Raw genomic sequence first — 16,550 nt, forward strand, 5'->3', positions numbered from 1 at the left:
TTGAGAAACCCCGACTCTAGTTGTTTAGAGTCGGGGTTTCTTTTTGGCGTTTAATCCTTTTCATGTGGAATGCCGAGTAAATCACGTTTGGCCCGACCACGTTCATAGGACCACTTCTGGTACGAATCCATATAGGTGTAGAAGACGGGGGTCAGGTAAAGGGTTACTACCTGTGAGAGAATCAGACCGCCCACAATTGCAAGGCCCATGGGCTGACGGGCCTGTGCCCCGGCACCAAGGCCCAGAGCGATAGGCATGGCTCCGGCGATAGCTGCAATAGTGGTCATCATTATTGGACGGAACCTTTCCAACGAGCCTTTCATTGCCGCTTCTGCCGGGGAAAGGTTGTCTTTTTCTTCGGCTTCAAGGGCAAAGTCCACCACCATAATTGCGTTTTTCTTAACGATACCGATAAGCATGATGACCCCGACAATGCCAAACAGGTCGAGGTCCTTACCGAAGATGGTCAGGGTTAAAAGTCCTCCGATTGCCGCTGATGGCAAGCCGGAGATAATGGTGATGGGATGGATGTAGCTTTCATATAGAATTCCCAGAATCATAAAGATGACAAAGATCGCGATAGCCAGCAGGAAATAGACGCTGGACATTGATTTCTGGAATTCATCGGCAGTGCCTTCAAAGTTCGAAACAACGGTATCCGGCAGATTATTGAGGGCCAGTTCGTTAATGGCCGCAGTTGCATCACTCAGGGAATAGCCCGGAGCAATGTTGAAGGAGTAGGTTACCGAAGGCAGCATTCCGGTATGGTTGACCTGCATGGGGCCGGGTTTCTCTTCAAAGTTGGCAAGGTTGTCCAGCCTGATCAGGTCGCCGTTCTTGTTGGCGACATGCAGTTTCATCAGGTCACGTGGATCGCGTTGGTTGTATGGCATCACTTGGAGAATTACCCAGTACTGGTCTGTGTCTCCGTAAATGGTTGAAACTTTGCGTTCAGAATATGCAGAGTTGAGTGTGTTCTCGATATCGTGAGCGGTGACTCCGTAGTAGGAAGCCTTGTCTCGGTCTATCTTGACCCAGAGTTCCGGATTCTGATCCAGCAGGTCCGAGGTCAGTCCGGTCAGGAACGGAATCTGACGCATCTGCATTTCAAATTTGGGAGCAATTGAAAAGAGCTCCTGCTGATCAGGGGCCTGCACTGTGTACTGGTAAAGGTTTTTAGTTGATTTTGCGGTCAGCCTGATCATGGGCGGGTTTTGAATCCAGACCATGATGCCCGGTTCATTGTTCAATTTATACATGAGCTGGCGGGCTACCTGATCCGCAGTCATATCGCGGTCACCCGGCGGTGTGAGCATGGGAAAAACATACCCTTGGTTCTGGATGGGCGCTCCGGCCACGGTAATGACACTTTTAATATTCGGATCGTCCATGAGGATCGGCTCAAGTTTTTTGATATGATCTTTCATGGCATTGTAGGAAATTCCCTGCTTGGCCTGTGCGAATCCTTGACAATAACTCATGTCATCGGTGGGCAGAAATCCTTTGGGGATGACCATGAAAAAGTGGATGGTAGCCAGCAGGATAAGTCCTGCTGCACCCATAGTCCATGCTCGATGACGCATGACAAAATGCAGGGAGCGGTCATACATGCGCAGCAGGAAATCGAATATGGGATCGGATTCGGAAAGCTTGCTTCCGGGTTTGAGAATGCGGCTGGCAAGCATGGGGGTCATGGTTAGGGAAACAACGCCCGAGGCGAGGATTGCCACAGTAATGGTCATTGCAAATTCATGCAGGATACGTCCGATGATTCCGGACATGTACATGAGTGGAATAAAAACGACCGCCAGAGAAAGGGTCATGGATATAATGGTAAAGGTGATCTGTTTCGCTCCATCAAGAGCGGCTTGATACGGCTTCTTACCCATTTCCAGATGACGGACAATATTCTCAATCATAACCACAGCATCGTCGACAACAAAGCCTACAGAGAGCGTCAAGGCCAGCAGTGAAAGGGTATCCAGTGAGTAGTCCAGCACATACATGACTGCAAAGGTGAAGACGATGGATACCGGGACAGCCACAGAAGCGATGATAGTGGCGGAAAGGTTTTTCAGGAAAAAGAAGATAACACAGATAACAAAGAATATTGCCAGCAGCAGGGTCACCTGTACATCGTCAACCGCTTCCTTGATGGGCTCGGAACGGTCATAGAGGACCTTCATCTGAATTCCGGCAGGGATCTGGTTGCGGATGGTCGGCAACATTTCCCTGATGGTTTCGCATACCTGAATTGTATTTGATCCGGGCTGTTTTTTGATGGCGATAACAATGCCGCGCTTGCCGTCAATCCATGAACCGGATTTATCCGATTGCACAGAGTTGATAACTTCACCGACTTCGGAGAGGCGTACTGTCCTGCCTTCTTCCGATTCAAAAATCATCGGCATGAATTCATCTGCATTCTTCAGCTGTCCGGTGGATTCTATGGTTACGGACTGCATTTTGTTGTCCAGTGTACCGACCGGTTCTTTCACGTTCTGCTCGGCTATGGCCTGCCGGATATCATCAATGTTCATGCCTCGTGCGGCTAGTTTTTCCGGATTTACGCGTACACGTACTGCCAGTTTGGATTCTCCGTATACCTCAACCTTGGAAACACCGTTCACCATGGAAATAGTGTCGGTCAGAAAGGTCGTAGTATATTCATTAACCTTATATAACGGCATTGATTCCGACCAGATAGCCATATACAGCACCGGGTCATCTGCTGGGTTTACTTTTTCATAGTATGGTTGCTGCGGAAGATCGGTAGGGAGGTTCCCGCTGGCTCGTGAAATAGCAGCCTGTGTGTCCGATGCCGCGCCGTCAATGTCGCGGTCAAGATCGAACTGGAGGGTGATCTGGGTCTGCCCCTGTGAGTTTACGGAACTCATGGAGCGCAGTCCCGGGGTAGAGGTAAATTCTTTTTCCAGCGGAGTTGCTACTGATGAAGCCATAGTGGAAGCACTGGCTCCGGGCAGGGTGGCGGTAACCTGCAGGGTCGGGAATTCAACCGCAGGCAGATAACTTACCGGAAGCCTTAGATAGCCAACTATTCCGAAAAAGACCATGCCGATGACCACAAGAGAGGTCATGACCGGACGTTTGATGAAAAGTTCGGTGATATTCATGGTTATTCACCGTTCTTTGCATGGGCTGAAGGTGTCGTTGAGTTAGTTGTTTTTCCTTTAATTGTAATGGCTGCACCGGGGTAAAGGCGCAATTGACCATCAGTAACTATGCTTTCTTTATCCTTAAGACCGTCAGTGATTATGTCCACTTTGCCTGCTCTGCGATCAACTGTGACCGGACGCATATCAACGGTATTGTTACTGTGTGCTATCCAAATAAACTTACCATTCGGCCCGGTGCAGGTTGCCTCCATAGGGATATTAATTACATTTTCATCATAGAGTTTTAGCCGTATTTCTACGTAATTACCGGGCCAGAGAGCTTTGTCCGTGTTGGCAAAACGTCCCTGCATCCAGATTGTTCCTGTTTTGGTGTCCACATTATTATCAATGAAGGTCAGCTCGCCGCTCTCAGGGTTGTCGCGTCCTTCAGTGATTGCAAGAACTTCAAGGGTTTTGTTTGCTGAATATTTTTGCACTTCTGCCAGATATTTTTGTGGCAGGTAGAAGTTTACAGCAATAGGCGAAATCTTGTTGATGACGACCAGCTCGTCTTTGTTTTCTTCAATCAGGTTGCCCTCAGTAGGTGTTACGTATCCTGCAAGACCGTTAATGGGGGAACGGATGAAGCAGTAGTTAAGGTCATTTTTGGCATCAGTGAGCTTGGCCTTGGTTACGGCGATAGCATCACTGGCGGTTTTCATGTCCAGACGTTTTTCTTCGAAATCTTCTTCACTGACAACTTTACGCCGCACAAGGTCACGGTAGCGGTTGTAGTCTTTTTTGGCCTGTTCGTATTTGGTGATGTCGGAAGCAAGTTCTGCTTTTAGCTGTCCTATGGAGGCTTCATAAGGAGAAGGGTCCATAGTAAATAACTGCTGCCCCTTAGTCACATATTGCCCGTCATCAATGAATATTCTGCTAAGGTATCCAGTAACCCTTGAGCGGACGGTGATAGTGTCCACAGCTTTCACTGTTCCGATAGCGGTTAGATAGTATGGTGTATTTTTAAGTTCAGCTTTTGCGACAGTTACCGGGGCGGGTGGGTAGCCACCAGTAGCCTCTTTATCATCTTTGCATCCTGAAAGCAGGAAGCAAAACAACACGCAGAGCAATAGAGGTGTGAAGCGTTGGATATAATGTATTGCGGGGGATGGTTTAATCCGAGGCATGGGCAAAATCTCCTTACTGCTGATATATAATTGTTATATATCCTAATTTATATATTCTTAAAAGTCAGTTGATGTTTATTTCTGCTTGTTTGAAAAAAACACAAATGAATTTATTTATATAATAACTTGATTTTTGTTCATATTGCATGCAGGAAGAAGCTGCTTTTTGTGACGATTGTTACAACGTTAATTTTGCCACTTTAAAAAAAATATTTAGCTCTTTTTATATATGACTACAGCAAATACTGTGAAAATTGACTATGTTGACGGTGTCCGCTTCAGGAGGGGAGTTGTGGCCGCCGCAAGCAAACTGATAGCCAATTCCCCGCATTTGGATGCTATCAACGTGTTTCCGGTTCCCGATGGTGATACCGGGGCCAATATGGCCGGCACGATGCGCAACATAGTAAGTTCCACCGGTAAATCTGTGGAGCGCTCCATCGAAAAAATGACCGCCATGATTGCGGAATCCGCCCTTGACGGTGCTAAAGGAAACTCCGGTGCTATTCTGGCACAGTTTCTTTGTGGATTCGCTGAAGGCGTGAAAGATATGCCTAAGCTTTCTCCCGCAGATTTCGCGCAGGCGGCTTCCTTGGCTGCCAAGCGTTCCTGTGAGGCCATTTCTGACCCTAAAGACGGAACCATTCTTAGTGTTATCCGTGATTGGGCTGCCCACCTGCATGCTAATGGCGATAACTATCGCGATTTTCATCACCTGCTTTCCGATTCTCTTGAATACGCGCGGAACTCCGCAAAGTGTACTACTGAAAAGTTAGCCGAACTTAAGGCTGCCGGCGTTGTTGATGCCGGGGCTCAGGGGTTTGTCTACCTGCTGGAAGGTATTGTCGATTTGTTGGAAAACGGCAAAATCGAAAGAAGTTTTCTGCCTGATGCACGCAACTCAAAATCCTTTGCCAATGTTCAGGATAAGGTGGCGGTTGAATCTCTTGATTTCCGCTTTTGTACTGAATTCCTTCTCAAGGGGCAGGATGTTGACCGTGTTGCTGTTCGGGATGCCATCTCTGAAATGGGTGACAGTCTGATCGTTGCCGGGACTCCCACATCGGTTAAGATTCATATCCATACCAATGACCCTGATGCAGTAGAAAAGATCGTAAGCAATTACGGTGAAGTGGTAAAACGCAAGGTTGACGATATGCTGGTTCAGCATAAACGCCTCCTCGCGGATGAGCGCACAGTTGGTATTCTTACTGACAGTACCTGCGACCTTCCTGATGAAGTTCTGGAAGAGTATGATATCCGCGTGGTTCCCATGCGTTTATCCATCGATGAGAATGACTACATCGACCGGGTTACTCTCAGCTCCAGTGAGTTCTATAAAATTCTTCCTTCTGCAAAGAGAGCGCTTTCTTCTCAGCCGACTCCCGGCGATATGAAGCGTGCTTACGCGAAAGTTTCTTCTGATTATGAAGATGTTGTCTCTTTGCACGTTGCTAAAGTGCTTAGCGGGACATTTCAGAATGCCCTGACTGTAAGCAGTCCTTTTGACAATGTTTCAGCTATTGATAGTAAGATGCTGACTATCGGTCTTGGTCTGCCTGTTCTTGAAGCTGCTCGTGCAGCCAAGAAGGGGGCTACTGCCGCCGAGGTCCGCAGGGTTGCTGATAGAGCGGTTGAGAACGTTAAGATTTTTGTTACCATTGACTGTCTGGATTATGCCGTGCGCGGCGGTCGCTTGAGCAAAGGACAGGGCATGATCGCCAAGGCTTTGAATATTAAGCCCATCCTGCAGTTTGCAGGTGAAGGTCATCCCAAGGTTGTTGCTAAGTCTTTCGGTGTTAAGCGTCAGGAAGATGCCTTGATCAAGCTAGTTAAAGACAATGCGTATGGGCGTGCTAATCTTAGGTATGCCATTTCACACGCAGATGCTCCTGAGACAGCAGAAAAGTTCAGCCGTGTGCTGAAAGCTGAGTTTGGCGCAGAGCCTGAGTTTATTGTTGAGGCTTCTCCTGTGCTGGGACTGCATTCCGGTCCCGGAGCATGTGCAGTGGCTTTTATCACTGACGAATAATTTCGATATTCCATACAAGCTGATTCAGCGGGAACAGGTTTAACCTGTTCCCGCTTTTTTTGTGATTGTTTATTTTCACAGATGTCCGCAGATGTGCTATGTTTCTCTATGGTTTGAGATGTAGATTGTTTGATCAATCAAGAAATTTACAACTATGGCAAATTGCTTTTTGGGCAGTAAATGATGTTGTCAGTGGAGCTTAGCACTTGTTTTAAAAGGAGGCAGAGGTTCAGGACCCAAATTGTTGTGAGCGAATGTAAATTTTAAGGGTAGGGTTTTTCTGCAAAATTTTATTAAAAAAGAATAAAATTATTTAAATTTCATTTTTACGCAAAAAAACATTTGTCTTTTTTGTATATTAATTCCCTTTGTACGACTAAAGGTGTTATGTGTTGTCTGAGTTTCAAAATGCCCGTGGTTACGCCAAAAGAAGGTTTCTGGTGATACTGAAATAAGTGTAAAATCATCCTTGTTTTGCAACTTCGGTAAATCATTTTTACGATTGTACATAAATGGAAAAAAGGGGTTAATTCCTTGACTTTTCATCGTTTTGGGCTATAAAAGTCTCTCATTCTTGAATTCTGAGCGATATCAATACGAGCTTGGAGAATGGCGGCCGTAATCATCAATATATGCGTTTTTTTACAGTCACGGCCGGTCCTGAACTTAATAAACAGTACGGGAGTTGGAGTTAAGCATTATGGCAATGATTGAAATCAAGAATCTCCATAAGTGGTACGGGGATTTTCATGTTTTAAAAGGTATCAATGACCATGTTGATAAAGGTGAAGTACTTGTAATCTGCGGTCCCAGTGGCTCGGGTAAGAGTACCTTTATCCGCTGTATCAACAGACTTGAGGATTACCAGAAAGGGACAATTACATTTGATGGTAAGGACATTCTTGACAAGAGTGTAAATATTAATGAGCTGCGCGCCGAAATCGGTATTGTTTTCCAGCAGTTCAACCTTTATCCCCACCTGACCGTATTGGATAACGTAACCCTTGCACCTCTGAAAGTGCGCAATGTTCCCAAGGCTGAAGCTGAGGAAACAGCACTTTACCTTCTTGAAAGGGTTGGGATTCACGATCAGGCCCATAAGTATCCCGCAGAACTTTCCGGCGGACAGCAGCAGCGTGTTGCAATTGCAAGGGCGCTGGCTATGAAGCCCAAGGCTATGCTCTTTGACGAGCCTACCTCTGCGCTGGACCCGGAAATGATCAATGAAGTACTCAACGTAATGAAAGACCTTGCCCGGGAGGGCATGACCATGCTTTGCGTTACCCATGAAATGGGTTTTGCCCGTGAAGTGGCAGACCGTGTGATTTTCATGGATGGCGGTGAAGTTATCGAACAGGCTCCTCCGGAGGAGTTCTTTCGCAATCCCAAGCATGAAAGAGCAAAAATGTTCTTGAAGGAGATATTGTAAGTATCGCACTTGCCGGCGATATTGGTAGGTAACCTTAAATTTTTCAGGAGGACCCTGATGAGAAGACTCTCAATTATTGTTGCTATGGTTTTGGCGATGGCTCTTTGCGCATCTGTCGCAATGGCTGACAAACTGCAGGAAGTTAAAGCCCGCGGTGTTCTGATGTGTGGCGTTAAAGATGCCGTTGTTCCTTTCGGTTACATTGATGAAGATACCAAGAAACTCGTTGGTCTGGATATCGACATCTGTAATTACATCGCCAAGGAACTGGGTGTGAAGGCTGAGTTCAAACCCGTAACTTCCGCCACCCGTATCCCCATGGTTGTTCAGGGTTCCATTGACCTTGCTGCTGCTACCATGACTCACAAGATTGCACGTGACGACACCATCGACTTTTCCATCACTTACTTCATGGACGGTCAGAAGCTGCTCGTTAAAAAAGGTGCCGGCATCAACTCCGTAGCTGACCTGAAAGGCAAAAAAGTAGGTACCGCTAAAGGTTCTACCTCCGAGCAGAACATCATGGCTGCACAGCCTGATTGTAAAGTTCTTTCCTTTGAAGGTTACCCCCAGGCAATGCTTGCTCTCAAGCAGGGTAAAGTTAAAGCTGTAACCACTGACTCCACTATCCTTCTCGGCCTCAAAAACTCCGATCCCAATCCCGAAAAATGGGAAATCGTAGGTGAGTTCATCTCCCCCGAGCCTTACGGTATCGGTCTTCCCGAGAACGAATCCAACTTCCGTGATGCAGTTAACCAGGCTCTCATCAAAATGTGGAAGTCCGGTGACTACAAGAAAGCATACAACAAGTGGTTCGGTCCTGACACCAAGTACTACCTGCCCCTCACCTGGAACATGGAAGTTTGGCCCTAAGCCGACAGTCCTATAGTGTCGTGTATATCATAATGAAGACATGGCTCTGGGTTTTAGTTCTGTAAGATAACGGGGAGACCGTGTTCGCGCGGTCTTCCCGAAAACAACGGATAGATGTTTTGAATTATCAGTTTGATTGGAATCTGGTTCTTAGCGGACAATACGGGCAGTGGATTATTGACGGGGTTAAAGTTACCCTTCAAATATCTGCAGTGTCTATCGTATTTACATTGCTCCTTGGAACTATTGTAGCTGTTATGCGCATGTCCAAGTTCAAGCCATTTGAATGGTTCAGCTTTGCTTTTGTAGAGTTTTTTAGAAATACACCTTTGCTGATCCAAATATTTTTCTGGTATTTCGGCTCATACGCCATCCTACCTGAGGGGGTAAACGAATGGCTGTATGATCATGATTTCGAATTTGCGGCCGGGGTAATTTCTCTGACCGTTTATACCGCTGCATTTGTGGCCGAGGAAATCAGGGCCGGGATCAACTCTATCCCCAAGAACCAGCTGGAAGCCTCCCGTGCAACCGGGCTTTCCTTTCTGCAGGCCTATCGTTACGTTATTCTGCCGCAGGCTTTCAGAATCATCATACCTCCACTTATTTCACAGTCGCTGAACCTTATTAAAAACTCGTCACTGGTTATGACTATCGGGGTTATGGACCTCACTTACATGGCCCGTCAGATCGAATCCTACACTTTCCACGGATTCGAAGCTTTTACTGTGGCGACCGTTATCTATCTGTGTATCTCATTGGTCGTGTCACTCATGATCAATATGTATAACAAGCATTTCCTGCTGCAAATTAAATACTAGGAGTGGCGTCTCGTGCAATGGGATGTAGTTTGGAACAACTTTGATTATTTTCTGTGGGGCGCCTTTCCTGACGGACCTATCGGCGGTTTGGCAGCCAGTATTATTCTGGCATTGCTCGGTATTTTCGGTGCTTTCTGGATCGGTCTTGCCGCAGGTCTGATGCGTCTTTCTCGTAATAGGGCGGTTAAAACCGTTTCTGTAATCTATATTGAAGTAATCCGCGGTGTGCCGCTGCTGATGCTTATCTTTTGGTTTTATTTTCTCGCACCTGTTGTGCTTGGTAGATCTCTGCCGGAATTTCACTGTGCCTTGATCGCCTTTATCGTTTTTACTGGTGCGTATATCGGTGAAATCGTTAAGGCAGGCGTTATCGCTCTGCCTAGGGGACAGATGGAAGCTGCGCGCGGAACCGGGCTTTCACATGTGCAGGCTATGCGTTACGTTATTCTGCCGCAGGCTTTGCGCAATATGATTCCTTCTTTCGTTAACCAGTTCGTATCCCTGACAAAGGATACCTCCCTTGCTTATATTATCGGGGTAAATGAGCTGACCCGTACAGCAACACAGGTTAACAACAGGACTTTGTCCGCACCCACGGAAATCTTTATTACCATTGCGATTCTTTACTTTATTGTCTGTTACGTGCTTACTTGGGCCAGTCGCCGGATGGAAGCGCATATGGCTAAGTATCAGGCTAGAGATCGTTAGCAATCTTAGAAAAAATGAACTGTTTTGCCCCTGCTTCTTATGGAGCGGGGGTTTTCTTTTGCGCTTATGTAACTTTATTTTGACCGGAATTTCTAATTCGATTAATGTCGTTCTAATGGGAAGTATGGTCTTGTTTCAGGGACGGCATTCTTTGTCGGCCTCTGAACCGTGTTTTTAATTTTTAAAGCCGGGAGGCGGACATGGACAAAATAGATAAACTTGCTTCGTACATTGACCACACCTTATTGAGCGTTACAGCGGTTCCAGCAGATATTGAGCAGCTGTGCCGGGAGGCTGTGCAGTACGATTTTGCATCTGTTTGTGTCCATCCTTCTCATATAGCCCGAGCAACTGAGTTGCTGGCAGGTGAAAAGCCTATAGTTTGTTCCGTAATCGGTTTTCCTTCGGGCTCGACTTTATCGGAAGTGAAAATGCTCGAAGCCATGCGTGCTGTGGAAAAAGGTGCCCGTGAATTGGATATGGTGGTCAATATTGGAGCCTTAAAAGCCGGCGACCGTAAAGCTTTTCTGAATGATATTTTTATGACCGTGGAAGGTGCTGGCGGCGTTCCGGTAAAAGCGATTATTGAAACCGGCCTTCTTGATGATGAACAGAAAAAGATCGCTTGCGATCTTGCGGTGACAGCGGGTGCCTCTTTTGTTAAGACATGCACCGGATTTGCTCCCGGCTGTGCCTGTGTAGACGATATTAAACTTATGCGTTCCGTTGTTGGCGATGATATCGGCGTAAAGGCCAGCGGGGGAATTAAAACATATGAACAGGCTCAAGAGCTGTTGCAAGCCGGAGCCAGCAGAATAGGTACTTCCTCTTCCCTTGCTATAATAAGGAGATAATTTTTGTCCGGGAAAGTAGAACTTATGGCCGTGGCAAAGCCCGGTGATATTGAAAAAAAGTCGTTTGAAATTATTGATTCCGAAGTCCCGGAACCACGCAGGTTTGAAGGTATTGAATGGCAGATAGCTAGGCGAATGGTCCATACTACTGCTGATTTCGAACTGATTGATCTCGTGCGTTTTCATCCGGGGGCTGTTGCTGCCGGTCTTGCCGCATTACGTGGTGGGTGTACGATTGCTACGGATACCGAAATGGCCCGTTGCGGTATCCCCATGCGTCGGATGACCCCTTTGGGGTGTGAGGTTCGTTGTTTGATGAATGACCCGGAAGTTATTGCATCTGCTAAGAAGAATTCTACTACCCGGGCTCATGCAGCTCTTGAACTGGCTGCATCGTCTTTGAAGCCTGCAATCCATGTTGTCGGCAATGCTCCTACAGCTCTCATCAGATTGGTTAATCTTGTCGAAGAAGGAAAGATGGCACCTCCGGCGTTGGTGGTCGGGATGCCTGTCGGTTTTGTGAATGCGGCAGAATCCAAGGCTCTGTTGATGAATTGTGAATCAATTCCTTATATTTCTATCGAAGGCAGAAAAGGAGGGTCAGCTCTTGCGGCATGCGTAATTAACGCTCTTGCAGAAGTTGTTCTTGCTGAGAAGAATCTTTGCGGAGAAATATGATCCTTTTCTTAGTAACAAATTATTATTATAGACTTTGAAAGTTAATTGTGAAAACAATACTGTAGTCAATTCTATTGGTTTTTCGAGTGTTAATGCTAGTTCCGGTGCAATAAGGTATGTCTGAGAATACGACCGCTTCAAAAAGTTCATTATTGAAATTCAAAAAAGGTGAAAGATCAATATCCCGTGATCTGGCTGCCTGCCTTGTTTTTGCGCTTGCCATTATTATCGGCTTGGTAACGGCGTATGAATACATTGGCCGTTCTAAAATGTTGCGTCAGGAATATGAGGATAAAGCTGATAACTATATTGAACAGTTAGCTAAATCAGTTACTTTTCCTATCTGGAACTTCGATATGGGCTCACTTAAGCATGTCTGTAGTGCTTATACCCAGAATGAACAGTTCGCCAAGCTCAAGATTGTTGATATGAACGGTGAGGTGTTGTTCAACTTTGTGCGCCCCGGCGATAAAGATGACAACCCTATTGTCCGTGTTCGTGATCTGTATATATCCAAGGAAAAAATCGGTTCCATCCGCATGGAGCTCAGCAGCAGGATCTACCGTCGCAATCTCGACTGGATTCTGTTTGTATCCAGTTTGACTTTTCTTACCTCGGTTGCGGTCATCTATATAATCACCGGTTTTCTCATGGATTATTTTATCCGAAATCCAATAGCACGCTTGCGTAAAGGGATGGATAAGGTTGCCATGGGGGACTTTTCATACCGTTTCGATGAATTTCAGTACATAGAATTGCTGGAGATCGGTTCTCGGTTCAACCGTATGACCGAAGAGATCGCCAGTCGTGAAAGCAGGCTTGAGGAAGTGAATAAGGTCTTGCAGGGTGAAATACTTATGCGTGAAAAAGCCGCCCGTTCACTTGTTAAGAGTGAAAAACGCTACCGTGCGTTGGTGGAAACTACCGCTGAAGGTTTTTTCATGATTGATGAATCTTCAATTCTGCTTGATGTGAACCCTGCCTTTTGCACCATGATTGGCCTTACACGCGAAGAAGTTCTTGGTGGAGATATTGGAGCAATTCTAGGAGATACTGCAGCGGAAAGGTTTCGTAACAACGAAGGGCATTCCCACAAGTTTGAACTCAGTTTTGTTAATAGTAACGGACGTGAAGTTGATATCTTTATCAATGCTACCAATCTTTTTGAAAGTGACAATGTAAAACTGACTTTTGCATTTGTTACTGATGTTTCCGGCTACAAAATGATGGAAAAGGCCCTGCGTGCTTCCGAAGAGGAATACAGGACCATTGCCGAATATACATTTGACTGGGAAATGTGGATCGGGCCTACCGGAGCAGTCAAATATGTAAGTCCTTCATGTGAGCGCATTTCCGGTTACCCCAAAGCGTATTTTATGGAAGGTCCGGTCAGGGTAGAGCATATTCTACACAAGAATGACCGGGAATTCTGGCAAAAGGCCTTACGTGGAACATTTCCTTCTGCTGATGGTACGGATATGCGTCTTTTCCGTAGGGACGGGCTGTTGCGCTGGGTTTCTCTTACCGGGCATCAGGTCTTTGCTGATGACGGTACTTCGCTCGGCTTAAGAATTTCATTGCGTGATATTACAAAACGCAAGTTTATGGAAAAGCAGCTTCAGTACGAAGCTCTGCATGATCCGCTTACCGGACTCGCCAACCGAACCTTGTGTTGTGATCGAATTCTTCAGGCTGTTGAGCGCTCCCGCCGTCGCGATAATTATTATTTTGCTGTTGTTTTTATGGATTTGGATCGCTTCAAGATCATTAATGACAGCCTCGGGCACAATATTGGCGATAAATTGCTGGTGGAAGTTTCCAAACGGTTGCTCCAAACCATTCGCGAACTGGATACTGTATCCCGGTTCGGTGGCGATGAGTTTATTGTAGTGCTGGAGGAACTTGCTTCCCCGCGTGAAGGTATCCGAATTGTGCGTCGCATAAGGGATTGCTTGAATGATCCTATTATGATCGAAGGGCATAAAATCAATATTGCGGCCAGTTACGGAGTTTTGCTCAGCCCTACTGAGTATGACAAGCCCGAAGAAATTATCCAGAATGCCAACGTTGCCATGCATCAGGCTAAAGAGTCGGGCAGAGACAGGATCAAGGTCTTTAATAAAAGAATGCTGGAAGAGGCTGTTCAGGCTATGCAGCTTGAGAGTGATCTTCGGGCGGCAATGCTTTCCGGCGATGAACTTTATCTGGATTACCAGCCTATTTATTCTCTGCAAAGCCAAAGCGTTGTTGGCTTCGAAGCCTTAATCCGTTGGGAGCATCCTCGTCGCGGTCTGGTTATGCCCGGTGAATTTATACCTATGGCAGAGGAGTCCGGCCTTATTTTCGAACTTGGCAGTTGGGTTGTCAGTGAAGCTTGTCGTCAGATGAAAAGTTGGCAGGTTAATTACGACTCCGCTTCTGAGATGATGATGTCCATTAATATCTCCCCGCGGCAGTTTTCACAGCCTGCACTTGTAGATAATATTCTTTCAAAGCTGAGCGAATTTGATCTTCCTGCCCGTAATTTAAAAATTGAAATTACTGAAACGGCAATCATGGAGCGCGCCAAGCAGTCAGTGGATATGCTTAACAGGCTTAAATCCGCCGGTGTTCTGGTTTCCATCGATGATTTTGGAACAGGTTATTCCTCAATGAGTAATTTGCAGGAATTTCCGCTTGATCAACTGAAGATAGATCTCAGTTTTGTGCGTAAAATGAATGAGTCCACCGAGAACCTTGAGATTGTCCGCGCAATAGTTAACCTTGCTCACAACCTTGGTTTGAACGTTGTTGCCGAAGGTGTGGAAGAGATTGAGCAGCAAGACGCTTTGCGTGATCTCGGTTGTGAATTCGGGCAGGGTTACTTATTTTCTAAACCTATCAGCCGCAGCAAAGTTGAAGCTTTTTTTAAGAATGAGATTAAGCTGAGTTAATTGTTGGTAATATGCTTAATTAAATCTGGAAAATATGTGTTACATACTTTTCTGCAAGTAATATTCAGAAAATGTTTGTTCTGCCAATGCATCGGTAGTTTAAATTTTAAGAGTCGGCATTCTGTCGACTCTTTTTTTTGGGAAGATTCTATGATTGTATAATCAATCAAAAGTCATTTGCTACACAAATGTCCATCCTTTCATAATCTATGTAGAAAGCATATTCATGTCAATTAAGTAATGCTTATTTTATAATATTGCCATAAAAGTTCTGATTCCTGTTGCATGTGCGGAATTACCATGCTAGGGCCGAATTTAGGCCCAGTAAAAAGATAAGTTTACGAGGCTGTCGGCAAGGTTGGTCCGTTCAAGGGGAGAAGAGGAACGGATTATTAGAGTCACCCTCAACCTGGATCAGGTTATGAGTGTCAAACGTAAGGGAAATAGCACGGTTACGATTTTTCCGGACTGGTGCAAGGGGTGCGGCATTTGCGCAGCCTTTTGTCCGGCAAAGGTCATGGAGTTGAACGATCAGGGTAAGGCGGTCGTTATCCGGGAGGAAGAATGTATTAATTGTGGATTCTGTGAGCTGCATTGCCCGGACTTCGCGATTATGGTTCGTCCTAAAGTTGATGACGAGATTCCAGCAGTATGCAGGGCTGTCCTTGAAAAGGCCGCCCGGAAAGCCGATGTGCCTGCCGCTTCCGGCGGAGCTGCGGAAAAAACCGGTTCCGGTAAAAAAAAGGGATAAGGTGAATTTCCATGGCCAGACCTAGAAAAAAAAGAAACAAAGAGATTTTCGCTCTGGGCAACGAGGCTGTTGTTGAAGGTGCGCTTCTGGCAGGCTGTACCTTTTACGGCGGTTATCCCATTACTCCTTCATCGGAGATTATGGAGATAATGGCTCAGAGATTACCGCTCATCCCTAATGGTTCATTTATCCAGATGGAAGATGAAATCGGTGGACTCGGATCGGTTATCGGTGCGTCGCTGGCGGGCAGGAAAGCTATGACTGCTACTTCCGGTCCCGGTTTTTCCCTTATGCAGGAGCATTTGGGGTACGGATGTATTACCGAGACTCCGCTGGTAATTGTTAACGTCATGCGCGGCGGTCCCAGTACCGGTCTTCCCACTTCCCCGGCTCAGGGTGATGTGCAGCAGGCCCGTTGGGGAACACATGGCGATCATTCCATTATAGTTCTTTCAGCTTCAAATGTTCAGGAATGTCTTGATAATACTATTGAGGCTTTTAACCTTGCAGAGAAATACCGTACTCCGGTAATCCTGCTTATTGATGAGATTACCGCTCATACCCGTGAGAAGATCATCATCCCCAATGAGGATGAGTATGAGGTCTTCAACCGTATTGTACCGACGATGCCCCCGGAATGGTATAAGCCTTACGAAGAAACCGTGCGTGGCGTACCTCCTATGCCGGCCATCGGTTCCGGTTACCGTTTCCATGTTACCGGGTTGACTCATGATACCAATGGTTTTCCCACATCCCGCCCTGATGAAGTTCGTGAACTGAACGAACGGTTGTTCCGCAAAATTGATCAGTTCCTGCACGATGTGCAGTTGGTTGATGAAGTGGATACCGAGGATGCGGATGTTGTTGTCATTGCTTACGGCACAGTGGCTCGTTCTGCTGAGCTTGCTGTTAAGCAGGCCCGCGATCTGGGTGTAAAAGCCGGTTTGCTCAAGCTTTCAACTCTGTTCCCTTATCCAAGGAAAGCGACAGAGAAAGTTATGGCCAAGGCCAGCACCCTTGTTGTTCCTGAAATGAATATGGGACAAATCTCAAGGGAAGTGAAAAGGGTCAATAATGGTCAGGTAAGCGTGCGGACAATCAATAAGGTCGATGGGCAGATCATTACCCCGGCTGAAATCCTCAAAGTCTTAACACGGGTGTAGTC

12 protein-coding genes are annotated in these 16,550 nt (G+C 46.3%); 10 read left to right on the top strand and 2 right to left on the bottom strand.

All coding sequences use genetic code 11. From position 1 onward, the window contains the following. Positions 1–50 precede the first annotated feature (50 nt). Together DESAL_RS07605 and DESAL_RS07610 are read right to left on the bottom strand one after the other, a co-directional pair. Positions 51–3,134 carry an efflux RND transporter permease subunit gene (locus DESAL_RS07605; protein WP_015851396.1) on the bottom strand — a complete coding sequence of 1,028 codons (3,084 nt, stop codon included), beginning with the start codon at positions 3,132–3,134 and terminating at the stop codon, positions 51–53. 2 nt (positions 3,135–3,136) lie between these two features. Continuing rightward, positions 3,137–4,306, bottom strand: coding sequence for an efflux RND transporter periplasmic adaptor subunit (locus tag DESAL_RS07610; RefSeq protein WP_015851397.1), 1,170 nt, complete (start codon positions 4,304–4,306; stop codon positions 3,137–3,139). Positions 4,307–4,598: 292 nt separating this feature from the next. Between DESAL_RS07610 and DESAL_RS07615 the strand changes: the two genes are divergently transcribed. The 10 genes from DESAL_RS07615 (at position 4,599) to DESAL_RS07665 (ending at position 16,548) form a co-directional block, all read left to right on the top strand. Beyond that, positions 4,599–6,338, top strand: a complete 1,740-nt coding sequence (locus DESAL_RS07615) for a DegV family protein (protein ID WP_245543800.1) — start codon at positions 4,599–4,601, stop codon at positions 6,336–6,338. A gap of 700 nt (positions 6,339–7,038) precedes the next feature. Next, on the top strand, positions 7,039–7,767 hold the full coding sequence (locus DESAL_RS07625) for an amino acid ABC transporter ATP-binding protein (RefSeq protein WP_015851399.1): 729 nt from the start codon (positions 7,039–7,041) through the stop codon (positions 7,765–7,767). A 57-nt stretch (positions 7,768–7,824) separates the two neighbouring features. Next, complete coding sequence (locus tag DESAL_RS07630) at positions 7,825–8,640, top strand: ABC transporter substrate-binding protein (RefSeq protein WP_015851400.1); 816 nt, start codon at positions 7,825–7,827, stop codon at positions 8,638–8,640. A gap of 119 nt (positions 8,641–8,759) precedes the next feature. Then, on the top strand, positions 8,760–9,461 hold the full coding sequence (locus DESAL_RS07635) for an amino acid ABC transporter permease (RefSeq protein WP_015851401.1): 702 nt from the start codon (positions 8,760–8,762) through the stop codon (positions 9,459–9,461). Positions 9,462–9,473: 12 nt separating this feature from the next. Then, positions 9,474–10,169 (top strand): amino acid ABC transporter permease, encoded by a 696-nt coding sequence (locus DESAL_RS07640; protein WP_015851402.1) that lies wholly within the window; start codon positions 9,474–9,476, stop codon positions 10,167–10,169. A gap of 200 nt (positions 10,170–10,369) precedes the next feature. Beyond that, positions 10,370–11,023, top strand: a complete 654-nt coding sequence (gene deoC / locus DESAL_RS07645) for a deoxyribose-phosphate aldolase (RefSeq protein ID WP_015851403.1) — start codon at positions 10,370–10,372, stop codon at positions 11,021–11,023. 3 nt (positions 11,024–11,026) lie between these two features. Further along, positions 11,027–11,701: a precorrin-8X methylmutase gene (locus DESAL_RS07650; RefSeq protein ID WP_015851404.1), complete on the top strand. Its 675-nt coding sequence runs from the start codon at positions 11,027–11,029 to the stop codon at positions 11,699–11,701. A 116-nt stretch (positions 11,702–11,817) separates the two neighbouring features. Further along, positions 11,818–14,634, top strand: coding sequence for an EAL domain-containing protein (locus tag DESAL_RS07655; RefSeq protein WP_015851405.1), 2,817 nt, complete (start codon positions 11,818–11,820; stop codon positions 14,632–14,634). A 421-nt stretch (positions 14,635–15,055) separates the two neighbouring features. Further along, positions 15,056–15,385: a 4Fe-4S dicluster domain-containing protein gene (locus tag DESAL_RS07660; RefSeq protein WP_041721750.1), complete on the top strand. Its 330-nt coding sequence runs from the start codon at positions 15,056–15,058 to the stop codon at positions 15,383–15,385. Between the two features lie 11 nt (positions 15,386–15,396). Beyond that, positions 15,397–16,548, top strand: coding sequence for a 2-oxoacid:acceptor oxidoreductase subunit alpha (locus tag DESAL_RS07665; protein WP_015851407.1), 1,152 nt, complete (start codon positions 15,397–15,399; stop codon positions 16,546–16,548). Positions 16,549–16,550 lie beyond the last annotated feature (2 nt).

Source organism: Maridesulfovibrio salexigens DSM 2638 (assembly GCF_000023445.1).
Lineage (GTDB): Bacteria > Desulfobacterota > Desulfovibrionia > Desulfovibrionales > Desulfovibrionaceae > Maridesulfovibrio > Maridesulfovibrio salexigens.